Annotated in this window: 20 protein-coding genes; 8 read left to right on the forward strand and 12 right to left on the reverse strand. The window is 41.6% G+C overall.

The window, feature by feature from the left end:
- The first annotated feature begins 5 nt into the window (after positions 1-5).
- The 5 genes from QUD85_RS12190 (at position 6) to QUD85_RS12210 (ending at position 5,089) form a co-directional block, all read left to right on the forward strand.
- On the forward strand, positions 6-1,700 hold the full coding sequence (locus tag QUD85_RS12190; protein WP_093326760.1) for a GMC oxidoreductase: 1,695 nt from the start codon (positions 6-8) through the stop codon (positions 1,698-1,700).
- A gap of 206 nt (positions 1,701-1,906) precedes the next feature.
- Positions 1,907-2,860 carry an LLM class oxidoreductase gene (locus QUD85_RS12195; RefSeq protein ID WP_093326758.1) on the forward strand — a complete coding sequence of 318 codons (954 nt, stop codon included), beginning with the start codon at positions 1,907-1,909 and terminating at the stop codon, positions 2,858-2,860.
- A 10-nt stretch (positions 2,861-2,870) separates the two neighbouring features.
- Positions 2,871-3,695 (forward strand): SDR family NAD(P)-dependent oxidoreductase, encoded by an 825-nt coding sequence (locus QUD85_RS12200; protein ID WP_093326756.1) that lies wholly within the window; start codon positions 2,871-2,873, stop codon positions 3,693-3,695.
- Between the two features lie 202 nt (positions 3,696-3,897).
- Positions 3,898-4,638, forward strand: a complete 741-nt coding sequence (locus QUD85_RS12205; RefSeq protein WP_093326754.1) for a THxN family PEP-CTERM protein — start codon at positions 3,898-3,900, stop codon at positions 4,636-4,638.
- 127 nt (positions 4,639-4,765) lie between these two features.
- A complete protein-coding gene (locus QUD85_RS12210; protein WP_093326753.1) occupies positions 4,766-5,089 on the forward strand; it encodes a hypothetical protein in 324 nt (107 codons plus the stop codon).
- 38 nt (positions 5,090-5,127) lie between these two features.
- On the opposite strand, the gene QUD85_RS12215 is transcribed toward QUD85_RS12210, so the two are convergent.
- The 7 genes from QUD85_RS12215 to QUD85_RS12245 all read right to left on the reverse strand — a co-directional run bounded on the left by QUD85_RS12215 (position 5,128) and on the right by QUD85_RS12245 (position 14,928).
- A complete protein-coding gene (locus QUD85_RS12215) occupies positions 5,128-5,724 on the reverse strand; it encodes a sortase domain-containing protein (protein WP_093326751.1) in 597 nt (198 codons plus the stop codon).
- Positions 5,717-7,882: a marine proteobacterial sortase target protein gene (locus QUD85_RS12220; RefSeq protein WP_093326750.1), complete on the reverse strand. Its 2,166-nt coding sequence runs from the start codon at positions 7,880-7,882 to the stop codon at positions 5,717-5,719. The genes QUD85_RS12215 and QUD85_RS12220 overlap by 8 nt, the downstream gene beginning before the upstream one ends.
- Before the next feature lie 212 nt (positions 7,883-8,094).
- On the reverse strand, positions 8,095-8,694 hold the full coding sequence (locus QUD85_RS12225; protein WP_245732029.1) for a transglycosylase SLT domain-containing protein: 600 nt from the start codon (positions 8,692-8,694) through the stop codon (positions 8,095-8,097).
- A gap of 187 nt (positions 8,695-8,881) precedes the next feature.
- Complete coding sequence (locus QUD85_RS12230; protein WP_093326748.1) at positions 8,882-9,997, reverse strand: PQQ-dependent sugar dehydrogenase; 1,116 nt, start codon at positions 9,995-9,997, stop codon at positions 8,882-8,884.
- A 1-nt stretch (position 9,998) separates the two neighbouring features.
- Positions 9,999-13,151 carry an efflux RND transporter permease subunit gene (locus QUD85_RS12235; RefSeq protein ID WP_093326746.1) on the reverse strand — a complete coding sequence of 1,051 codons (3,153 nt, stop codon included), beginning with the start codon at positions 13,149-13,151 and terminating at the stop codon, positions 9,999-10,001.
- Positions 13,152-13,153: 2 nt separating this feature from the next.
- The gene (locus QUD85_RS12240; protein ID WP_093326744.1) at positions 13,154-14,434 is read right to left on the reverse strand and encodes an efflux RND transporter periplasmic adaptor subunit; all 1,281 of its coding nucleotides are present in this window, start codon (positions 14,432-14,434) and stop codon (positions 13,154-13,156) included.
- 128 nt (positions 14,435-14,562) lie between these two features.
- On the reverse strand, positions 14,563-14,928 hold the full coding sequence (locus tag QUD85_RS12245) for a YacL family protein (protein WP_093326743.1): 366 nt from the start codon (positions 14,926-14,928) through the stop codon (positions 14,563-14,565).
- Between the two features lie 102 nt (positions 14,929-15,030).
- On the opposite strand from QUD85_RS12245, the gene QUD85_RS12250 reads away from it, so the two are divergent.
- Positions 15,031-15,747, forward strand: a complete 717-nt coding sequence (locus QUD85_RS12250; protein ID WP_093326741.1) for a hypothetical protein — start codon at positions 15,031-15,033, stop codon at positions 15,745-15,747.
- A 171-nt stretch (positions 15,748-15,918) separates the two neighbouring features.
- On the opposite strand, the gene QUD85_RS12255 is transcribed toward QUD85_RS12250, so the two are convergent.
- The 5 genes from QUD85_RS12255 to QUD85_RS12275 form a co-directional block, all read right to left on the reverse strand.
- Positions 15,919-16,236: a hypothetical protein gene (locus QUD85_RS12255; protein WP_093326739.1), complete on the reverse strand. Its 318-nt coding sequence runs from the start codon at positions 16,234-16,236 to the stop codon at positions 15,919-15,921.
- A complete protein-coding gene (locus QUD85_RS12260) occupies positions 16,236-16,832 on the reverse strand; it encodes a colicin E5-related ribonuclease (protein WP_093326738.1) in 597 nt (198 codons plus the stop codon). The genes QUD85_RS12255 and QUD85_RS12260 overlap by 1 nt, the downstream gene beginning before the upstream one ends.
- Positions 16,833-16,985: 153 nt before the next feature.
- Entirely contained in the window at positions 16,986-19,574 is a 2,589-nt protein-coding gene (gene acnB / locus QUD85_RS12265) for a bifunctional aconitate hydratase 2/2-methylisocitrate dehydratase (protein WP_093326736.1), read from the reverse strand.
- A gap of 184 nt (positions 19,575-19,758) precedes the next feature.
- Positions 19,759-20,094: a hypothetical protein gene (locus QUD85_RS12270; protein ID WP_093326735.1), complete on the reverse strand. Its 336-nt coding sequence runs from the start codon at positions 20,092-20,094 to the stop codon at positions 19,759-19,761.
- Positions 20,084-21,907, reverse strand: coding sequence for a tetratricopeptide repeat-containing diguanylate cyclase (locus QUD85_RS12275; protein ID WP_177168815.1), 1,824 nt, complete (start codon positions 21,905-21,907; stop codon positions 20,084-20,086). Before QUD85_RS12275 ends, QUD85_RS12270 begins: the two co-directional genes overlap by 11 nt.
- Positions 21,908-22,163: 256 nt before the next feature.
- On the opposite strand from QUD85_RS12275, the gene QUD85_RS12280 reads away from it, so the two are divergent.
- The gene (locus QUD85_RS12280; RefSeq protein ID WP_093326731.1) at positions 22,164-22,589 is read left to right on the forward strand and encodes a cytochrome b562; all 426 of its coding nucleotides are present in this window, start codon (positions 22,164-22,166) and stop codon (positions 22,587-22,589) included.
- A 6-nt stretch (positions 22,590-22,595) separates the two neighbouring features.
- Complete coding sequence (locus QUD85_RS12285; protein WP_093326730.1) at positions 22,596-23,225, forward strand: cytochrome b/b6 domain-containing protein; 630 nt, start codon at positions 22,596-22,598, stop codon at positions 23,223-23,225.
- Position 23,226: the final 1 nt, after the last annotated feature.

Here is a 23,226-nt window from a genome sequence, read left to right on the forward strand (position 1 = left end):
TTGCTATGAGTACGTATGATTATGACGTAATAATTGTTGGTTCTGGCATGTCAGGTGGCATTGCAGCCAAAGAGTTTTGCGAAAAAGGCTATAAAACCTTGGTGTTAGACCGAGGAAAGCCACTGGAACATCGTCACTACAAAACAGAAAATGTGCCGCCTTGGGAAATGGCACAACGTGGTCAGAAGCTGTCAAAGAAAGAGCTCGAAGAAAATTACCCCGTTAATCAACATTGCTACATTTTAAATGAATATACCAAAGGCTATATGTTGAAAGACGTTGATCACAAATATGTTCAGAAAAAGCCGTTTAATTGGTATCGAAGCAGCAGTGTTGGCGGTAAATCTTTGCTGTGGGCAAGGCAAGTGTATCGTTGGAATGAAATCGATTTTGAGGCTAACAAAAAAGATGGGCACGGCATAGATTGGCCAATAAGGTACCAAGATGTAGAGCCTTGGTATGATTACATTGAACCTTTTGTTGGCGTTTCAGGGAGTGTTGAGCAACTAGACATATTACCCGACAGTAAGTTTTTACCCGCGCATCCTTTAAACGTTGTCGAACGTGAGGCAAAACAAAAAGTTGAGCAGGCGTTTCCGGGTAGAAAAATTATCCCATCTCGAGTCGCTCATTTGACTGCGCCGCAGCCTATCCATACAAGACTAGGACGGGCGCAATGTCAGGCAAGAAGTGAATGCCAACGTGGGTGTTCATGGGGTGGATATTACTCTTCACTTGCCGGCGGTTTGGCAGCGGCTAAACTGACCAACAATATGACGCTAACAGCGAATGCGCAGGTGCAAAAGGTTTTGCTTGACGAAAAAACGGGCAAAACAACCGGTGTTCAGTATATAGATACAGAAACACTTAAAGCTAAAACAGTGTCTGCTAAGTTAGTATTTATGTGCGCTTCAACAGTCGCAAGCGTACAAATACTGCTTAATTCAACATCAAAAACATACCCAAATGGTATTGGAAATAACCACGACGTGTTGGGCCGTTATATTACCGATCATGTTGGTGGTGCTGGCGCAAGCGGCACCATTGAAGGGCATTTAGATAGCTATTATAAAGGCCGTCGCCCGAGTGGTATTTATGTTCCTCGCTTTCGCAATATTAATAAAGCCCATGGCAAATTCCTACGAGGGTTTGGTTATCAAGGTGGTGCGGGTCGAAGTGGCTGGAGAGATGGCATGTATAAAGATGGTATCGGTGCCGAGTTTAAACAAAGTAATCAGCTACCAGGGAATTGGTACCTGACTATGTGGGGCTTCGGCGAAATGTTACCGCGCTACGAAAACCGCATGTACCTGGATAAAGAAAAGACAGATATCTGGGGACTTCCGCAGCCGGTAATGGATGTTGCTGTTAATGACAATGAAGTAGAAATGCAAAAAGACATGGAGCAGAGTGCGATAGAAATGCTGACCGCCGCTGGCGCTACTAATATCAGTTCAGGACGTGGTGATTTCATCCCTGGCTCTACTATTCATGAAATGGGTGGAGCGGTGATGGGCAGAGATCCAAAAACCTCTTACTTGAATAAGTGGAACCAATGTCACGAAGTTGCTAATTTGTTTGTGACAGATGGTAGCGCTTTCCCTTCGCAGTCCTGTGTTAACCCATCGTTGACTTTTATGGCGTTGACTGCACGAGCTGTAGACTATGCCGATAAACAGCTTAAGGCGGGCAAACTCTAATTACTGTAGGCGCCTTAACGGGCGCCGTTTTATTTTCAAAAAATTTTTGAAAGTTATTCTGCTATTACCTCGTTTTTACTTCAAATTCAGCCCCTATAATTTATATCTCGATTTAAACATAAAGTTCGCCACAAACGAGTGACATTTGCGGTTATTCATAACAGCGAACACACCAGCTTTATGAAACAAAGCGCTAGAGGTAATCAATGCAAACAAGTTTTCCAACTTTTAACTCAGGTTACAACCAACTATTTAAGCTGGGCAAATTAACTGTGGGTATCATTGCGCCTGTAGATAACTATGCGGTAGGCGAACAGCCCGATTTAACCCAGCATGTGAAAAGAATCCAACTTGCTGAATCTATGGGGTTTAGCGGAGTATGGCTACGTGATGTGCCCTTTAATGTGCCGGCATTTGGCGACGTTGGTCAAGTCTTTGACCCGTTTGTCTACTTAGGTTTTTTAGCGGCGCAAACAAAGTCGATAGCATTAGGCGTAGCTAGTTTGATTTTACCCCTACGACACCCTGCTCATATAGCCAAGGCCATCGCCTCTGCGGATGTGCTATCGCAAGGTAGAGTCGTTGTAGGCGTTGCCTCAGGCGATAGACCAGAAGAATATCCAGCACTCAATAAGCCTTTTAGCAATCGTGGCGAAACTTTTCGTGATAGTGTCGAATACTTGCGCCAAATGTGGCAGAAGTTTCCAACCTTTAACAATGAACTCGGTTATTTCGACGGACAAGTTGATATGGTTCCGAAACCGACAACAGGTAATTTGCCACTTTTGTTTACAGGTGGCAGTCGCCAGCACCCTGAATGGATAGCACAGCATAGTGATGGGTGGATAACATACCCCAGGCCAATAGCAATGCAACAACAAATTATTGCGCAATACCGTGAAAATTTAAGAAAATTTGAGCGACCAATACAGCCCGTGATGCAATCTTTATATATAGATTTAGTAGATGATCCTAATGCCCTACCAACACCCATACACTTGGGCTATCGTTTAGGTGTTAATCAACTAGTCAATTATTTGATCGCGTTAGAAGAAATTGGCGTAAACCATGTAGCTTTAAATTTAAGGTTTAGTACAGGCCCCATCGAACAAACAATGGCAACACTGGCTGAAACTATTTTGCCAAAATTCAACCATTAGAGGATAACTTATGTCTGACAGCACGACTAAAACCATATTACTAACAGGTGCCACAGATGGTATTGGACTTGCCACTGCAAACAAGCTTGCCCAGCAGGGGCATACCTTATTGCTGCATGGGCGCAATCCAACCAAGCTTAATGACGTTATAGCGAAGTTAGAACAGACATACCAAACAACGGCTTACCCATTTATTGCAGATATGAGTGATTTGCATGAGGTTAACAAAATGTGCCAAAGCGTATTGGCACAACATGAGCGTATCGATGTCATAATAAATAATGCGGGTGTCTTTAAAATGTCTCAGCCGATCACAGCAGACGGACTTGATGCACGCTTTGTTGTCAATACGTTGGCGCCTTATCTTATCGCAATAAAACTAAATGCTTTACTACCTGCAGGTGGTCGCATTGTTAACCTATCATCTGCCGCACAGGCACCAGTAGATGTCGACGCTATGAATGGTCATAACCAACTAGGAGATGAATTTAGTGCTTACGCGCAAAGTAAACTTGCGCTAACGATGTGGAACAACGCCCTAGCTCAAACACCTGCGTTTATCAACAAAGTGCTTGTTGCGGTCAACCCGGGCTCTCTGTTAGCAAGTAAAATGGTAAAAACTGGCTTTGGTGTAGCGGGTAAAGATATAAACATTGGCGCAAGTATTTTGTGTGATGCTGCGTTGTCGGCTGGGTTTGCCAATGCCTCTGGCAAATATTTTGACAACGATATCGAAAATTTTGGACCACCGCATGGTGACGCTTTAAACCAAGACCTTTGTAAACAAATACTTGCCGATGTAGATGGCTTAACAACACAGCTAATATTGGGCTAAACAGTACAGAGCTAGCGGGTGTCAGCAATTTTTACAACTTGTTAACACCGCAACCATCTTATAATTGCATCTTTATGTTTTAATTAGCTTTTTCAATTCTGGATCAATACTTGCTTTAAGAGTAACAGTGGACTTAAGAGCGATTGGCTTTTGTCCCAAAGGATAAAATCTCATCGCTTTTAAAAGCACTTAGGAGAAGGAAATGAAATTTTTAGTTAGAAAAATATTGTTAGCTGCAGCGTTTTGTTTGCCGATGTACGCTAGCGCTGGCCTTATGGTTGGCGTAAGTAATGTAACAGCTGATTGGGAAAACCCTGTTGGGGGTATTTCAAGTATTTTCGATTTTGCAGGTGACCCTACTCAACCAGCGATCGAATGGGGTGTTACTGATGACGACGGTGACGTTAGTGGTTATTTGTTTGTGTTAGAAGACTTTCCGTTAGAAGTTATGACTGGTGAAGAATTCTTGTTTGGTACTTTGTTCCATGCAAACTTCCCTATTCAAGCCGGTACTGCAATCAGCCAAGTTGATTTAAGCTTAACAGCAGACATTTCGTACAACGGCGACACTGTGTCTCGTGGGCCGTTTAGCTTCACTATTGAGCACAACGAAACGCCAAATTTTTGTTCACCACAGCCAAATTGTTCTGATGATTTAGTTGATTTACCTACGGTATTACCTATTTCTCCAGTGGCATTTGCCGTGGGTGGTAACCTGTTTAAATTCCAAGTAGTTGGTTTTAAGCAAGTTCCAGATGGCGAAGATCCAGCTGATTACGCATTAACACCAGAATTTGTTTCTTCGGAAAACGGTGTTAACAATGCTCAGTTATACGGTAAGTTTATTGATTTTGGTGCAGCACCTGTGCCAGAGCCAAGCACACTTGCTATCTTAGCATTAGCACTATTAGGTTTTACTGCCGGTCGTCGCAGACGTCTATAGTAGAACTATTACCATAAAAGAAGCCGCTTTTAGCGGCTTTTTTATTACTTATTCTGTGCGTTTCTATTGCTAACAACGCTTATCCCTTGTAACCTACTGTTAACATTTGCAAATATTAGGGCAAGTTATGAAAAAAGTACTTCCGGTAATTATCGTATTAATTATTGTTGCGGTGTTTGCTGTGCCTAAACTAATGAGCTATATCGATAGCCAAAAAGAAGTAGACGGTGCGGTCTATTTTGCACTTGCAGATGAACTTAGCGATCACTACAAAAACAAGCAACTCAAAGCTTTGATTAATGATGCATTTGCCGATAAAAAAATTACCAATGCAGAAAAGGATGCCATCGTTGCTTTGCTACTCGATCACTATGGCCTTTACACAGAGCCACCTCATGATGGTGACCAAGTAGCGGGTAAAGCGGCACTAGAAGCCGCACTCGCTGATTAATTCGACCTCGCGTCCACCGACAGATATATACTCAAGTATCATAGTGAAACCAGTTCTGGTTGATGCGCCTTTGCAAAGACAACTAGTCGCTGTGATGTCTGCTCAAAATTAGTATTAAAAGGATAGCAAGTCACTAATAGTAGATGTGGTTCTTGTGGTGGTTGTGATACAAAAATTTCACCCTGTGAAAGATCGATTATCTGCGTATCAAAAACTCTGTATGACTGGCTTAATGAACGAGAAAACTGCTTCGACTCCAACGTAATCGTATCACCCTGTTCAAAATCCGCTATATCATCAAAATGTGTATCATTGTGAGCTGAAATTATAGTCAGATTTTCTTGGCTTACCCCATTGAGTCCAGGTGCAAATGCTAAAGCTTGCCCTGAGTCAGTATTTAATACAATGTAACGTTTCTCTTGCTTCTCAAATACTAACTCCGCAACTGGGTACATATCCGCCCATGGCCATGGCCGTTTAGGGGCGCTCGTTTTACTTTGTTTATAGTCCTGCCAAGAGTGTTGCAAAAGTTGTTGTGCGATAAATGCTTTCCCCTTGATAACAAGGATCTGGCCTAGAAGAATAAATGCAGTTAATACCGTCATCGCTAACAAGATTTTTATAAAGTTATGCATGACGCCCCCTTTTTGACTGAATCTGAACCAGGCACCATAAATTAGCTGCGCTAATCAGCATTATAATGAGCATGTTCCATAAACCATTTAATCCTAAGCTGGTATTTGCCATTGGTATGGCTTGTGCAGAGCCATGCGGCATTAAGTTTTTAACTCCGTGAGGTTTTAAAGGTGTATCAACAGGGCGCACTGGTTGCTGCTCTACAGCGACGAATGCTGTGTAGGGTGACATGATCTGATAACGTAAAGCCGTTTCCTTAATTTTGTTTGCAATGCTCGCGCGCTCGTTATGCTGCGATCTACGTAACTGATTTTGCATATCCTTTATTTTTGCGCGGGCCCAAAGCTTGTCTATACCAGCAAGCGTATGCTTGGTATTGGCAGTAACCTTAGTTTGCCAATCGCTGTTGGCACGTTTTCCAAAAATCTCCATGGAATTAGTGGCCGCTGCCGTCCTTGGCCAGCGAGAATAAAGTACCAATGGCTGACCACGATACAGATCTGGAATCTTTCTTGGATAAACACTGATATCGGCTTGACCCCATTCAATGGCAATATCCGTTAGTAAAGGGTAATTAATCACATCCACCAGAGCCTGCATTTGCTGCTGCACTTGGTTGATATCACTGATGTAGCGAAAACTGCCGCGACCCGATTCAGCAGCTTGAGACATGAAAAAACTATTGGGAGCGGAACCTATACCAATGGTATGAAGACGTGTATTTCCCAGTTCATTTTCTATGAGTGAAAACAGCTGCTCCTCATTACCTATCGCCCCGTCAGTAATAAAGATAACCTGCTTAGACTTGCCTTCAATTTCAGCGCTTTGTAGCACCTGAGCTAACGCTGGATACATATTGGTTCCGCCATCAGCAGTCAACTCTTTTACCCACCTTGATGCCCAGAAAATGTTTTCCTTATTTGCAAGTTGACTGGTTAAATACAAAGGCTGTACATCCGAGTCAAAGGCAATAATGTTAAAGCTATCTCGCTCAGCCAACTGGCTCAACGCGTACAGCAGGGCATTTTTTGCTTGTGTGATCGATACGCCGCCCATAGAACCCGACGTATCAATGATATAAACAACTTCTTTGTCTACACTCTTTGGTTTGCCTGTATTAGCTGGAAAAATAGAGGTGAAACCATAGTTGTATTGCTCATCTTGAGTAACAAACATAGCCGCTTTGGGTTGATTGTGGGGCTGAAATTGCCAAGTTAACGTAAAATCCCGATCGAGTTTGGTCTGTGCGTTGCTAAGCGAAATCAAGGTAGTATTTTTTGCAGACTGCTTGGCGATTGCATGGCTGTTACTGGAAATATAGGACAATGCGCCCCCTGCCGACAAAGCAACTCGTATTGCGACGTTTTGTTGAGCGTTCTCGTGTTTTGAGAGACGCTGCTGGAAAGGCGTGATTTGCGAAGCATCTGGCACAATATCGTTATCTATGCCCCAGCCAAAAGCATTGATTGAGATCTCACTCGATTTAGTGGCTGAGTTTGTTTCTGCCATCACATATTGTGGTTGAGGTATAAACCTAGGTGTAATCGTTAAGGGTAAGCGAAAACTAAATTGCCCATGACCAAACGCTACCGATTGATTGAACTTTATTTCAACAGTGATTTCTTCGTTAGGGGCAATATTAGCAACTTTTGAAGTAAACATATTGGGTCGTTGTTGGGTCAATAAACTCGTAACTTTGCCCGCCTTTTTAGCTTCCGTGTATATTTTCCTTGCTACTTGCTTTTCCTTAATTTCCCCTTTGATTCTTCTCTCACCAATAATCATATCCATTGCATAAACCGCGCTACCTTCTGCCAGTGGAAACACATAAATTGCTTCAACAAATTCGTTGGTTGGATTGCTAAACACTTGTTTAAGACTGATATCTGCAACAAGTCCATTGATCTCAACATCGAAATCACTCGATTGTGCTAAAACGGGTACATACCCATTCTCTTGCTTGATAAAAACTGTTCCAGATTCAACGTCATTGTATGGAATATGCTCAAATGAAATGCTGTTATCGGGTGAAAATGCCATTAATTTAAAAGGTAGCAATAACAACAAAATTACAAATAAAAAAGTACCTATATGATTAAGTGAGCTAACGAAAAAGAGCGATTCGAAGTCATGATTGTGTTTAGATAAAGTTGCCATTAAAGATCCCGTTTATTTTTTATTCACCAATAGTGTGAAACATAAACATGGAGTTTCAGTAGCTTAACTGTGACGTATGCGGGAACAAAAATGATCAAAAATGGCGAATATAGCCATTCCTGAATATTTGGGGTCAGAACATGTTCTGACCCCAAATATAAAAGGTAAGTTAATTAATGACTTAAGCTTTCAGAAATTAATGAAAATTAAAACTAGCTAGCAGATTTATAGCGTTTATGGAGAATTTGAACACGTTCTACGTATACTTTTGTTTCTTTATAAGGCGGAATACCGCCATACTTTTTAACGGCTCCTTCGCCAGCATTATAGGCAGCAGATGCTAGACGTGTATTGCCATTGTATTTTTTCAGCAACTTAGCTAAGTGTTTAACGCCACCGTTAATATTATCTTTTGCATCAAACGGATTCTTTACACCGAGCTCTTGTGCCGTTGCCGGCATTAATTGCATTAAGCCTTGCGCCCCTACTCTAGACACAGCGTCTTTTTTAAAATGTGATTCAGCGTGAATGATTGCTTTAACTAATGCGGGATCAACCTCAAACCGAATTGAAGCTGTCAGGATTTGGCTGTGATATTTATCTTGGATAAGTTTGGTTTTGTGCCAGTCTACATGGGTAGATACTTTGCATGCATAGCAATCTACTTTTATTAACTCGAAATGGCGATCTATAGGTTGCATATCAGAAAACGATACAACGCCATCCTTATCCTTGTATTTGTAAATTGGTTTGTCTTGCGCTGCCACGCCGTTTATAGACAAGGCTAAAAGCGCCAATAGAACTACACGCACTGTATCGGCCTTCTTAGATTGATTAGTCGTTAATTTAGCTAACACAGCTCAGAAAGTAAATTAGTTAACCTTATTTGGGGTCAGAACATGTTCTGACCCCAAATATTTTAAGTATAGTTATCAGTCAGTTAGTTGCTTTGAATTTGGGATTTTTTTACAAAAAAGCCGCTTTTCAGCGGCTTTTGTTTTAAGGTTCTAGGCGTTTGATGCCATAGCCATCAATACCTACATATATGTATCCGTCGGCACCCTGATGCAAGCTGCGAACACGGCCGATGCCTTGAAGTACTTTATATTGTTTAACCACTTTATCACCGTCCACTTCAAGTGCAGATAGGAAACTAAACTTCATTGAGCCCAATAGAAATTTGCCCTTCAGTTGCGGGTATCGATCAGACGTCACGTGAATCATTCCAGATGGTGCAATAGAAGGATCCCAATATAACACTGGATTTGTCATACCTTCTTTTTCAGTGAGGTCGGTAAATGATGTACCACTGTAGTTAACACCATAGCTCACAACCGGCCAACCGTAATTCGCACCTTTTTCGATGACATTAACTTCATCGCCACCACGTGGACCATGTTCGTGCGACCAGATTTTTCCTGTAAGTGCATTTTTGACTAAGCCTTGAGGATTGCGATGTCCATAGCTATATATTGCTGGTTTAGCATCTTTTACATTTACAAAGGGATTATCTGCTGGAACCTTACCGTCTTCGTGTAAACGGTAAACCTTGCCGCCATCAAGCGTTAAATCTTGAGGTAATACGTCTCTATTGCCTCTGTCACCGATAGAAAAATACACAAAACCTTCATTATCAAAGGCGATACGGCTACCAAAATGCCTGCCGTTATCGGTATTACCTTCACCTTTATACAATACCGTTTGGTCAGAAAGAGACAGCGATTGACGATCTAATTTAGCCCGCATTAATGCCGTGTGACCACCTTTTTCTTTCCCTTCTGGCGATGAGTAAGTGATATAAATCCAACCATTCTTGCGATAGTTAGGGTGAAGTTTAATATCGAGTAAGCCACCTTGGCTTTTCGCGAAAACTTCTGGTACACCCTTTACTTCTGTTTTTTTGCGCGTGGCTTTGTCGACAAAATATAAGCTACCTTGACGCTCAGTAACGAGCAAATTGCCATCAGGTAACTGTGCTATACCCCACGGGATGGTAAATCCGTCAGCGAAATCTACTGACTTTGCAGTTATGTTCAATGAACTTGCTTTGTCATAGTCGCTTGCACAAGCAAAAAATGTAAGGGAAAGCCCCAGTGCAGACAATAAATGTTTCATATTAAGCAATTAAATCCTGATCGTATTGAGTGTTTTTATTTTGTTTTCTGCGTCTAAATAAGTTCGCAATATCTTCTTTAATCATATAAAGAGACGGTATTAAAAACAGCGTGATAACGGTAGCAAACATAATACCGAAACCTAGTGATATTGCCATAGGAATAATGAACTGGGCTTGTAGACTTGTTTCGAAATAAAGCGGAAGTATACCAAAGAAAGTGGTTAGCGAGGTTAACAATATAGCTCTAAAGCGCATTGTTCCAGCTTCACATACTACGTCTATCATTCGCTGGCCCGAATCTTTTGCTTTATTAATGAAGTCGACCAAGATCAAACTGTCGTTGACGACGACACCTGTCAAGGCAATAAACCCATATAGCGACATCATATTAACCGTTTTACCCATAATGAAATGGCCGATTATCGCGCCAATAATACCAAAAGGTATAACAGACATAATAACCAATGGTTGAGCGTATGATTTCGTCGGTATAGCGATTAGGCCATAAATTAGAAACAGCGCACCTAATGCCGCAAAACCAAGTTGCCGTAAGAAGTCGGCTTGTTCTTTACTAGCACCTTCAACGCCATAGCTTACTGAAGGGTAGTTAGACAAAATTTCAGGAATGTAACGGCCGTTCATCTCACCTATGACGATACGTGACTCTACTTTTTCTGAATCGATATCAGCTGAAATAGTTATCGAGCGTTTTTGATTTACGCGGCGAATGGTTGAATAGCCTTGCCCTATTTCAATATCCGCTACTTGGTAGAATGGCACTAAATCGCCTGTTGGTGTGCGAATCCACATATCTTCTAAATCAGTTACAGATAAGCGTCTGTCTTTTGGATAGCGCACCATCACTTTTAATTCATCACGGCCACGCTGAATACGTTGAGCCTCATCGCCATAAAATGCCTGTCTAACTTGACGCGCTAAACTAGACAATGTCAGCCCAAGCACTTCAGCCTCTGGCTTGATGTTTAACTTAATTTCCTGATTACCACGGCTAAAAGAATTCCTAATATCATAGACACCATCATAAGAAGATAGTTGTGATTCTATGTCAGCTGCCGCCGCTTCTAATTCATCATCATTCTTTCCGTTTAACTGAAACTCTAACGCGGCACCACCGCCAACATTAGTACCGGCGAAGAAACGAATCTCCCGAGTACCAGGAATTTCACCAATTTCATCTCGCCATAGTTTTTCTATTTCATAGGCGTCCAACACCCTATCTTCAGACTTAACGAGCTCTAGCAAGAAAGTTGCAGAGGTATTGCCTTCAGTAAAAATAAGCGAGTGTTTGATAAAGCTTTGGCCATTATGTTGATTTTGCTCGGCTATGCGCTGCGCGGCATCATTTACCGCTTCTATAGCACGGTTTCGCGCCGTAGGAGAGCTTCCGTCGACCATCACCACTTGACCTTGAATAAAGTCAGAAGGGACATTTGGAAACACTTCTACTTTCACAAATGACGCGGCAATCAAGCCGATTGATAGCAACAGAATCGCAAAGAAGATAGCCAAAGTGTTGTATCTTGCCACTAGTGCAGTGCGCAAAAACGGCTTGTAAACATTATGGATAAAGTTGTCTAACCCTTTCTTAAACGACATTTGAAAACGCTCAAAGGCATTCGCATTTTCTTTAGTTAACGGTACATACTTCATATGAGCAATATGAGCAGGTAATATCCATTTCGACTCTACTAAAGAGAAAATCAAACAAAAGGTCACGACTAACGCGATTGCTCTAAAGAAAGCGGCAAAGGTAGCATCGATAAACAGTAAAGGCGCAAAGGCGGCAATAGTAGTTAAAACGCCAAAGGTTGCCGGCATTGCAACCCGCATTGTCCCTCGAATGACATTATCTGTTGAGTGCCCATAACGTTGTATTTCAGAATAGGCGCTTTCACCAATGACGATGGCATCGTCAACGACAATCCCCAGAACCATGATAAAGGCGAACAGGCTTAATAAGTTTATCGAGACCGCCCAATCACCAAACAGTGGCATTAATATAAAGGCACCTAAAAAGCTAATAGGAATACCTAGCATGACCCAAAACGCTATGCGTAGTCTTAAGAATAAGGTCAATACCAAAAATACTAACAAGGCACCCAAAAACATGTTCGAAATCATCATGTCTAAGCGCTCAGACAAGTAAAAAGAGGTATCTCCCCATACCGTAACTTTTGCCCCATCTGGCAGCTGCGTATTTTTTCTTTCTACAAATTGACGCACTTCCTTTGCAATGGCCAAATCATCCTGATCGCCCGTTGATTGCACCATAATACTGGTAGAAGGAAGGCCATCAAACTCAGCAAAATCATCGCTTTCTACAAAACCGTCGACAATATTAGCAACATCGCGCAATAGCAACCTTGTGCCGTCCATCGATGTTTTTAGTACAATACGACCAAATTCTTCTCCGGTGTAGGCTTGGCCATCGGTGCGCAATAATATATCGCCACCTTCGGTTTTGATTGTGCCACCGGGTAAATCAATTGATGAAGCGCGAACCGCTTGGGTTACTTGGTCAAAGGTTAAGCCATATTTCTGCAGTTTTTCTTCAGTAATTTCTATGCTGATTTCATAAGCACGCTTACCGACAACACGCGCACTGTTAACACTCGGCAGCAACATAATTTCGTCGCGAATTTGTTGCGCCATATTTTGTCGCGCTCGACGATCCATGGTGCCACTTACAGAAAGCCACATGACTTGGCTCATAAACTCTTGTTTTGTTACTAAAGGCTTTTCTGTTTGCTCTGGGAACGTGGTTATCGCGTTAACTTGCATTTGTACTTCATCAAGTTTCTCAGATAGCGAGTAACCCGATTGAAGTTCGATATTAACCACACCAACCCCTTCAAATGCCGACGAAGTCACACGCTTTATGCCGTTAATATCCTCTATAGCTTCTTCAACTTTGAGTACTACAGATTCTTCAACTTCTTCTGGTGATGCGCCTAAATGAGCAACACGCACCTGAATGCTGTTTGGGTTAAATTCAGGAAACATTTTCTTATTGATGTTTTGATAGGAAAACAAACCGACAACAATAATAAACACCATCAATAAGTTGGCAGCCACACTATTATTGGCAAACCAAGGAATTATGCCCCTTAAAGGCGCTTCATTTTGACTCATGTCTAGCCTTCCTCTGCACTAACGGCAGCGATGCCTTCTTCTGTATCCTGCTCGGAGTTTTCTTGATCTACTGGCGTAGAATCGGTTTCACCTTTAACGCGCAATGTCATGCCTGGAACGGGTGTTTCTAGTTTGGTTGTAACTAAACGATATCCCGATGGAAAGTCTTGGGTTGTGTATAAATTCACGTCATCAGCTCTAACAACATCTACCGTAAATTCACTTAATTTATAACTATCATCAAGTAAAAAGACTTTATTCGCGCCATACACAGCGCTGCGAGGGATGGTAATAACGCCATCCAAAGTTTTGCCGTAAATGGTTGCGTTGACGAAGGTTCCTATGCGAATTTCATCATGTTGCGTTACATCTTCAATGGCATATGGATCATCGATAAGAGCAACGACGTAATGAACGCGTGAATTGTTATCTACCACCCCTTCGTAGCGAGATAACTTTGAGCGCCACTGATAAGTTGTACCCGATAGGTCATAAAACAAATCGACATTAGACACGTACTTATCGGATTGATGAATGCGCGGTAAATTAATGTATTGGGCATCACGCTGTTTAATTGGTAATCGAATCTCTGCGTAATCGACAGCAAAGGTTTCAGCTAACTTTGTACCTGTTGATACATACTGACCGATATCAACATTTTTCATTTTTATCATGGCGTCATAAGGCGCTAATATTTTGGTGCGAGCAAGCTTCACCTCAGCCGCCTGTAAATCTGCCTCAGCAGCTTGTACGTCAGCTTTTGCTCGCTGCAATTGTGGAATACGCAACGCTAAAACGGGCGCTTCTTCTTCTGGCTTACCAGACAAACGCCATTCATCTCTTGCTTGTTGCGCCCTTGCTTCTTCTTCCGTTAGTGCCGCTTTAGCAGAATTAAGCCTCGCTTTCGCCTGAATATGCGCCACTTTGTAATTAATATCGTCAATTGCTAGTAACAGCTCGCCTTTCTTAAAATAGCCGCCCACTTTAAACTTGTCTGACACCATAGTTACCACGCCAGCAACTTCTGCCACTAAATTGGTTTCCGTACGCGGCGATACCGAACCTTGAGATTTAATGGTAAACGTAACGTCCTGCCTATCCATTGCCATAACTTCAACTAAAGGCGCTTTAATCACCGTAGGCTTTTGCATTGGTTTAGGTTTCATGCCCATCAGCACGAAGAGTGCAAAAAATGCCAAAAGAATAATGAGAATAGGCGTCAGTACATACCTTAAAGGGATCATGGTACGCTTTTTGGTTTTACGGGAATCAATTGTTGGCATAATTAACCTTTAGCATTTAATTTAATAAGCGAGACATCTTTTAGTGGATTAAGTTTATCTAATAATCAACGGCTTAACACCTTTATACGATAAATATTGTTTTTTTGGCGTTAAAATAAAATTCCACGCTATTTCGCCAATTTTGACCACGCTACTAGCATCTTTCTAAATTCCTCAGGATCACATTCTACTTTTTGAAACTGTTCAAAGGACAAGGTATCGTATGCTAGCTCTTCCGGTAAGTTGACGTTGTTATTCGTCTGCACGTTAGCAAACACCTGCACGTCATCTTGCTCGACTACTACGGAATATTCTTTGCCTTCGATCAACTTTTCTTGACCGTTTTTATTATCAATAGCCGTAAGCACCTCGGACAGCTTTTCGCTATCATTCTCAATTTCAGATTCCAACCAGCGGCCAATGAGCTCGTGCTCAAACGAAAATTTGGCTCTATTTTTGCCGGTTACAGAATCATTTATAAACTCGTATTCCATTGTTATATCGTGCAATTAAACATACCCTTAAGTTTAGCAGAGGAACTTTCAATCAAACATGTACTCTTAACAAAACAAACAAAATGGCGTTACTTAGATTAAATGAAGGCTAAAAAGCTCGAATTTTGGCACTATCTGTTACTTGCAATGCTGTTGCATGGCGCCCTATTTGTTTGGCTATTGCTTTCACCTCATACAGCTATTACTCCAAGCAATACTGCGGTCACGCCTATTGAAAGCTACCTTTATCAGCCGCCTGAAATCCCTGAACCTAACATTGAATCGCCGAAGCCTGTAAAGGAAGAAACGATAGTCACTAAAGAAATACATCAACAAGTCAGTACAACGGCGCCCCAAATAGAGACAAATGAGGAACAATTGCCCGCTGTGACAAGTGAAGATGTGGCAACAGCCGATGTAAATGAAGATGCAGTAACTGTGCCTCGCTTTGACGCAATCAACGCGTTGCAGTCTTTAAAGAAAAAACAGGCGGTTGCGCCGGAATATGGCTCTGTTAACACTAACCAAAACGCATCTGTGTTTAATCCGCAGCCACAAAGTGTGTCTCCGTCGCTAGGCACGCCTCTTACCGACAGAGAAAAACAAGAACAACGCACAACACATTATGGCGCAGTGGGACAAAAGATAATAAAGGGTGATGATGGCCGCTGCAGTTTAGTGCAAGACTTAAGTTTTGTCGGCATGGAGGGCATTACCGCAGTACAAAGCTTTGCTTGCGGCGAAACCAAAATGGAAAGGGATTTTAGAATGCATATGCAACAGTACAAAAAGAAAAGTCAGCTTCTTACTGATGACTGAATCAGATATAGCTACTTCCTAAATGTATATTCCACCCAAAACGGCCAGCAATCCAAACCAACAGGACCGCAGTTCCAATTTAACAGGACCACCATTCCAATAACCTTGGACCATTGCCCACATTAAAAAAACCTTCTACAATGAAAAGTTTTTTAATGATTCTTAATTGATTTACGTTTTAATTTGTTGAAGAGAAATAATAAATGCAGAGTGCTCCTCTGATTCATTTTCTATAAACCTTATAGCTTCTTCACATGCTGACAATTGTTTACCATTACAAACTATTCCTCTATCCCATATACAATCTAAGCGCATTTCAAATCCTGGGTTATGCCAAATTCCCCCTTCAACTCGAGATACAATATAATTTAAATCAGTGCTACGTCGGCAAACTTCTATGGCTGCCGCTGGAGTCAACTTCATTATATTATTACCTTGGTTTGTAAAAAACTCTGTTGCATCCGAATACAAGAAATTTCTATCAAGCATTACCTATTATCCTCTTTCCATTCAATTCGACTATCAGGTATCCAATTAGGATCATTTTTATCACTTACATGAGTAACTTCATTTGTATTGTCATTCACTACTACATGACCGCCATTTTTAGAACCATACACTGATGCGGGATCATTTCTCCCTTTTCCGTCTTCTGTTTTATCAGCCCCTCTATTATCAGTTGATTGACCTGTCAGTTCCGTGCTATCGACCAAATCATTGATTTCTTCTTCCGTCCAACCTCTATCACCTAGCTGATCTCTAACTTTATCATCTATCTCAACGCCACTATCAGATGATTCATTGTGCATTATATCCCAAGCTACATCTGCAATCATTCTGGACAACGTTCGCCCAGCTACGGCTCGGACACCAGCGTTAATTGCATTTCCGATCATCAAACCGCCTCGATAAGCAATATGAGCAGTTTTTCCATCTGGGTCTATATATTTATATGGGTTATTGTTCGCATAGGCATAGCGGTTAAACCCCTGAATACCATTAGGAGTAAATAAATGGCTAACAGTATCAACAGGATCATTCGAGTAGAAACGACCTATGACTGGATCATAGTATCGTGCCTGCATATAAATGCGGCAAACGAAAAGCCCTTAAAGCGCTGGAAACTATACATCATATCGAATTAGGCGCTTTGTCCAAACAGTACTAAAACACTACTATTGTACAAGCATAAAAAAAGCGCTACTAGGTAGCGCTTTTTATCGATAGTCGACTTGCTTTTACACAGCCGCTTGAACGATCACGTTGTCTGCTTTCTTCGTATACTCTTCCATTTTGTGGAAGTTTAAGTAACGGAAGGTGTCAGCAGCTTGTGCATCAATCAACTTCGCATATTCCATATATTCTGCTACCGTTGGAATACGTCCAACAATTGCACCTACCGCTGCAAGTTCTGCTGATGTTAAGTAAACATTAGCACCCGTACCTAAACGGTTAGGGAAGTTACGCGTTGACGTTGAAAGTACAGTCGCTTTATCAGCAACACGTGCTTGGTTACCCATACATAATGAACAACCTGGCGTTTCAATACGAACACCAGCTTTACCATATGTAGAGTAGTACCCTTCAGCGGTTAATTGATCGCGATCCATTTTCGTTGGAGGCGCAACCCACATACGTGTTTTCAAAACACCGCCAAAGTTTTCAAGTAATTTACCTGCTGCACGGAAGTGACCAATGTTAGTCATACATGAACCGATGAATACTTCATCAACTGAATCGCCAGCAACGTCTGACAATAGTTTTGCGTCGTCAGGGTCATTTGGACAACATACGATTGGCTCGTTGATTTCAGCAAGATCGATTTCGATAACATGTGCATATTCTGCATCAGCATCAGCTTCCATTAAGCTTGGGTTAGCAAGCCATTCTTGCATTGCAACAATGCGGCGCTCGATAGTACGGACATCACCGTAGCCTTCAGCGATCATCCACTTAAGCATAACAATGTTAGATTCTAAGTATTCTTTAACAGAATCTTCAGAAAGCTTGATTGTACAACCAGCAGCACTACGTTCAGCAGACGCGTCAGATAATTCGAACGCTTGCTCAACAGTTAAGTTTTCTAAACCTTCAATCTCTAGTACGCGACCAGAGAATTCATTGATCTTACCGGCTTTCTCTACAGTCAATAGACCTTGCTTGATACCGTAGTAAGGAATTGCATGTACTAAGTCACGCAATGTAATACCTTCTTGCATCTCACCTTTAAAGCGAACAAGTACTGATTCAGGCATATCTAGTGGCATAACACCTGTTGCAGCAGCAAATGCTACAAGACCAGAACCCGCTGGGAATGAAATACCTAGAGGGAAACGCGTATGAGAGTCACCACCTGTACCAACTGTGTCAGGCAATAACATACGGTTTAACCAAGAGTGAATAACACCGTCACCTGGGCGCAGAGAAACACCGCCACGGTTCATGATGAAATCAGGTAATGTGTGATGTGTTTGCACATCAACTGGCTTAGGGTATGCCGACGTATGACAGAAAGATTGCATTGTTAAGTCTGCAGAGAAACCTAAACATGCTAAGTCTTTAAGCTCATCACGTGTCATAGGGCCGGTAGTATCTTGTGAACCTACAGTAGTCATTTTAGGCTCACAGTATTGACCAGCGCGAACACCTTCAACACCACATGCCTTACCTACCATCTTCTGCGCTAGCGTAAAGCCTTTGTTTGATGCTTCTGGATCAACTGGCTTAGCGAAAAGATCAGTTTCAGCTAAACCTAATGCTTCACGTGCACGACCGGTTAAACCACGGCCGATAATTAATGGGATACGACCACCAGCACGCACTTCATCTAATAATACTGGACTTAGTTCAAACGTTGAAATAACGTCGTCACCTTTTTTCACAACACCTTCGTATGGGTAGATATCAATCACATCACCCATGTTCATTTGTTGTACATCTAATTCAATTGGTAGGGCACCTGAATCTTCCATTGTGTTGTAGAAGATTGGCGCAATTTTACCACCTAAACATACGCCACCTGTGCGCTTGTTTGGTACGTAAGGAATATCGTCGCCCATGAACCAAAGCACAGAGTTTGTAGCAGATTTACGAGAAGAACCTGTACCAACAACGTCACCTACATAAGCTAACGGGATACCGTCTTCTTGAAGCGCTTCAATTTGCTTGATTGGACCAACAGTACCTGGCTCGTCAGGGTTAATACCTTCACGTTCCATTTTTAGCATAGCTTTAGCATGTACAGGGATATCTGGGCGTGACCATGCATCTGGTGCCGGTGACAAATCATCAGTATTTGTTTCGCCAGTAACCTTGAATACTTTAACGGTAATTTTTTCAGCTACTTTATCGCGTGACGTGAACCATTCAGCATCTGCCCATGATTGCATCACTTCTTTGGCTGCCGCATTGCCAGCGTCTGCTTTTTCTTTAACGTCATAAAACGCGTCGAACATAAGCAAGGTTTTTTTCAAACCATCAGCCGCAGTATTTGCTAATGCTGCGTCGTCCAACAACTGGATCATAGGTTCGATGTTGTAACCACCTAACATGGTGCCTAGTAATTCAGTTGCACGCTCTGCACTCAGGATAGAAGAGCTCGCTTCGCCTTTAGCAACAGCAGCTAAAAAACCAGCTTTAACATAAGCGGCGTCATCTACACCCGGAGGTACGCGATTTACAAGCAAATCAAGAATAAACTCTTCTTCGCCTGCAGGTGGGTTTTTAATTAATTCTACTAATGCTGCAACTTGAGTTGCATCTAACGGCTTAGGTACTACGCCTTCAGCCGCACGTTCTTCGACGTGTTTACGATATTCTTGGAGCACAATTTTCTCCTTGGCCTAACGGGGATTATCTGAAGAATAGCAGACAATCGAATGATTAAAATTTTTCCGAGGCGGATTATACGTCAATTGCGATTAAAGTTGAATTAAACCTACAATCATTGAGGTTATAACTGGTATAACTGGTATTTATAATAGTTAAATTTTAATCAATTTGATGAATACTCTAAGCAGAACAATGGACGTCCGCTTTTAAGGTAGGTGTAATGCGATTAGGCTCTGCCTTCATACTATCAAAGGTCTGAACGCCTTCAATGTTGCGCAAACTAAAGGGTTTCGATTTGCACAGTTTTTCTGCTTGTCGAATTAAAAAAGCGGACATACGCACAAAACGTGTTTTGCTGTTAGGGATAACAGAAAGTCTTACTACATTTTCGCTCAGACGCTGCTGATAGTATTGGACTTGATGGTCAAAATCCCACTTTAGGTTGTCATTCGCCTGTGCACTATTGAGTGTGAACATAGTTGCAATCAATAGCATAGCTAATTGTTTAAGTTTCATCTGTTTTATCCTGCGCGCAAACAATACAATCTTTACCCGCTTTTTTGGCTTCATACAAAGCTTGGTCCGCTTGTAAATAAAGACCGTTATTTTGGCGATTAGTTGCATTGATACTAGCAATACCTGCACTCATGGTAACTTTTATCGGCATGTGTTCTTTATTTTTAGCAACAAACTTTTGAGTTCGTATTTTTTCTAAAATACGTTCGGTGATAAACAATGCTTGCTTCTTATCGGTACGTGGCAATACACACATAAACTCTTCACCACCGATGCGTCCAAACACATCGCCCTTTCGAAGTTGAGACTGCGCTATTTTTGCTATTTGTCTAATTACGTAATCGCCAAAGGGATGCCCGAATGCATCATTAAGTTGCTTAAAGTTATCAATATCAAACATTGCAATGGCAAAGTTATGCTTTTCATTTTCAGGCTCGTCTAACAACGAACGTAAATACTCAAAGGTATAACGGCGATTAAACAGGCCGCTTAACTCGTCGGTAATGGATAACTTACGCATTTTTCTGTTGGCACGCAGTTGCATAACAAAAGCAATCAATAAAATAGCGAACAATATAGTTGCTAACACGTAGACACTGTAACGCAACGACTTATTGTCTTGCTGCCGCGCTGCATTTAAAGCATTAATTTCTTCAACTGATGGCATCAATGATTTTTCTTGCTGCCTAAGCGACGCTTCTAAGCTCATGCGTTGTTGACTCAACTTTTCACTATTTCGCTTTTCAATGAGTTGTTTGTGCTGTTGATGGTAACGGTGCATGAGCGTATAAGCGCGCTCGTGGTTACCTTCGCCATTGGCAATTTGCGCTTCGATATAAAACAGCGAAATATGCCACGTAGTACCTATTAATTCAGGATATTTTTCAATTAATACTGTGGCATTTTTATGAGCATCTTTTGCCTGTTGATAATTCCCCTGCTTCACTAAACACAGTGCCCTGCTTTTATACAATTCCGCTTTAAAGTCACCTGCTCCAGGGTAGTTTAGCGCTTGCTGAATGACTTTCAGTGCGGCGGTACAATCGCCAACTATCTGATGGGTCGTACCTAAGCCGTAATAGCCAAAAAAGTCTTGTCTTGGATTTTCAAAAACCTGAACTTGCTCTAAATACAGATTGTACTTATCTATTGCTCGCTGCGGTTTTCCCCAATCTCTGTAAATCGTGGCTAGGCCGTACAAAGCATCGGCTCGCTGAACTTGATAGCCAAGCTTTTCATATCGCTCGAGCGCTTTTAGGTAATATTCTTCGGCTTTCTCATTGTCTTCAATGTAGCTATATATCGAACCATATATTTCATACAACTCTGCAATTAAACCCAAATCATTATTAGCAAATGCAATTAGATAAGCTTCTTTTAGATGGGTAATCGAATTTGAATAAGCATCGGTTTGGCTCAAAGTGTAGCTATAGTCGCCCTTTGCTCGAATAAACAGGGCGTTATCCCCGATGCGCTGTGCCTTTTCGATAGCAGCTTGAAAAAAGCCTAAGGCTAATTGGTAGTTTCCTTGTCGTAGCGCTACGGTTGCATTTAAGTAGTCTATTTTTGCGACCGAGGACAAAGGCGCATATTCATCGACAAGGCCATTAGCATAATCAAGCGAGACAGGTATTAAATCGTCGTAATATAGCAGACGTTCAATATCTGCCTTTTGCAACCACCACATGAGTTGCACTGTGTTGGAATAAGTTGGAAGGTTTTTCTCATAGGCTAGCGTTGCTCGATAGCTTATTAATGGCGAACGATTAATTTCATCTTGCGATAAAATAAAATCGGGTTCCATCTGCGCCATTGCAATGTTGCTGAACATTGGCAACAAACAAACTATTATCAAAAACCTATGCATTACTCAGTTAGATACAAGAAAGTATATTCGGAAGATAACATACAAAATACCGAATTAACACGTGAATAGTACCAAGCAATGCGCTAACTAAAGCATAAGCTTTACCTCAAAAAATAGGTAAATCATCTAAATTTAGATAGCAAAATGAAGACAAGGGCTGTTAATATCGGGACAAATAATCATAAAGGTATGAAACAACGATATGAAAAAATTAACACTTTTACTTTCTGCTTTATTACTAAGCACGTCTGCATTAGCAAGTCACCCACAATGCGGTAAAACTGACCTTGCCGAAGTAATGGATGAAATGAAAGACAGCATGAAGGCTTATAAACAAGCATTTAAAGCAAGTGACGAAGCTAAAATGGCTGCAGTTGTAGAGCAACTTTTACAACAAATTGATAAAGCAGAAACGCTTGTTCCTCTTCAGATCAGCGACCAAGCAACGTTAACTGCTGAGCAACAAGCTCAATTTGAAAAATACCAAAAAGGCATGGCATATCTTGAAAAGTCAGTGCTAACGCTTAAAGACGCTAAAACTGCCGACGAACGCAAAGCAGCATTAAATGCTATCGGCAAATCAAGCAAGAAAGGGCACAAAGCATTCAAAATGAAGTGTGACGACTAAGCCCTGATGAAAAGCTACAAAGTCTGGGACAGCTACACCCGCCTATACCATGCCGCTCAAATTGTGTTATTTGGACTGCTTTGGTACAGCGGGGACGAAGGCGATTTTGATAACCACTTTTTATATGGTTACGCGCTAATAGCGCTTTGGTTTAGCAGACTTTGTTGGGGCTTTATGGGTAGTGAGAGTGCAAGATTTTCCCATTTTTTGCGCTCTCCACTAACCCTTATCAAGTCACCTCAGTTGCTGAGAAAGCAACATGCTAGTCATAACCCTCTGTCGGGTTATATGGTTATCGCCTTGTTAATTGCACTCGCAACGCAATTCACTTCAGGGTTGTTTATTTCTGACGATGTGCTTTACGACGGTCCACTATATGACATGGTTAGTGAGTCGACGGCAGAAACAATGAAATCTATCCACTATCAAACCTTTGATATTTTGCTGATATTAATTTCAATCCACATATTGTTTGCCCTTGTCCATTTGTTTAAGAAAGATAACCTTATTTGGGGCATTGTTTCAGGCAATAAAAAACTAGAACAAGCGCCTAATTTGTTTTTTAAGCCCAGCATCATCGGCATAGTAATCTGGTTGGCGATCTTCACCTCCCTCTACCTTATGTGGGCAGAGTAAA

The organism is Thalassotalea agarivorans, from assembly GCF_030295955.1.
GTDB classification, from domain to species: domain Bacteria; phylum Pseudomonadota; class Gammaproteobacteria; order Enterobacterales; family Alteromonadaceae; genus Thalassotalea_D; species Thalassotalea_D agarivorans.

Coding starts and splice junctions, on each gene's coding strand:
- QUD85_RS12210 (WP_093326753.1), top strand. CDS start 4,766: ATGAAAAAAGTACTTCCGGTAATTATCGTATTAATTATTGTTGCGGTG.
- QUD85_RS12230 (WP_093326748.1), bottom strand. CDS start 9,997: ATGAAACATTTATTGTCTGCACTGGGGCTTTCCCTTACATTTTTTGCT.
- QUD85_RS12245 (WP_093326743.1), bottom strand. CDS start 14,928: ATGGAATACGAGTTTATAAATGATTCTGTAACCGGCAAAAATAGAGCC.
- QUD85_RS12190 (WP_093326760.1), top strand. CDS start 6: ATGAGTACGTATGATTATGACGTAATAATTGTTGGTTCTGGCATGTCA.
- QUD85_RS12270 (WP_093326735.1), bottom strand. CDS start 20,094: ATGAAACTTAAACAATTAGCTATGCTATTGATTGCAACTATGTTCACA.
- QUD85_RS12240 (WP_093326744.1), bottom strand. CDS start 14,434: ATGCCAACAATTGATTCCCGTAAAACCAAAAAGCGTACCATGATCCCT.
- QUD85_RS12235 (WP_093326746.1), bottom strand. CDS start 13,151: ATGAGTCAAAATGAAGCGCCTTTAAGGGGCATAATTCCTTGGTTTGCC.
- QUD85_RS12255 (WP_093326739.1), bottom strand. CDS start 16,236: ATGCTTGATAGAAATTTCTTGTATTCGGATGCAACAGAGTTTTTTACA.
- QUD85_RS12285 (WP_093326730.1), top strand. CDS start 22,596: ATGAAAAGCTACAAAGTCTGGGACAGCTACACCCGCCTATACCATGCC.
- QUD85_RS12215 (WP_093326751.1), bottom strand. CDS start 5,724: ATGCATAACTTTATAAAAATCTTGTTAGCGATGACGGTATTAACTGCA.
- QUD85_RS12275 (WP_177168815.1), bottom strand. CDS start 21,907: ATGGCGCAGATGGAACCCGATTTTATTTTATCGCAAGATGAAATTAAT.
- QUD85_RS12280 (WP_093326731.1), top strand. CDS start 22,164: ATGAAAAAATTAACACTTTTACTTTCTGCTTTATTACTAAGCACGTCT.
- QUD85_RS12220 (WP_093326750.1), bottom strand. CDS start 7,882: ATGGCAACTTTATCTAAACACAATCATGACTTCGAATCGCTCTTTTTC.
- QUD85_RS12195 (WP_093326758.1), top strand. CDS start 1,907: ATGCAAACAAGTTTTCCAACTTTTAACTCAGGTTACAACCAACTATTT.
- QUD85_RS12250 (WP_093326741.1), top strand. CDS start 15,031: ATGAAGGCTAAAAAGCTCGAATTTTGGCACTATCTGTTACTTGCAATG.
- QUD85_RS12205 (WP_093326754.1), top strand. CDS start 3,898: ATGAAATTTTTAGTTAGAAAAATATTGTTAGCTGCAGCGTTTTGTTTG.
- QUD85_RS12200 (WP_093326756.1), top strand. CDS start 2,871: ATGTCTGACAGCACGACTAAAACCATATTACTAACAGGTGCCACAGAT.
- QUD85_RS12260 (WP_093326738.1), bottom strand. CDS start 16,832: ATGCAGGCACGATACTATGATCCAGTCATAGGTCGTTTCTACTCGAAT.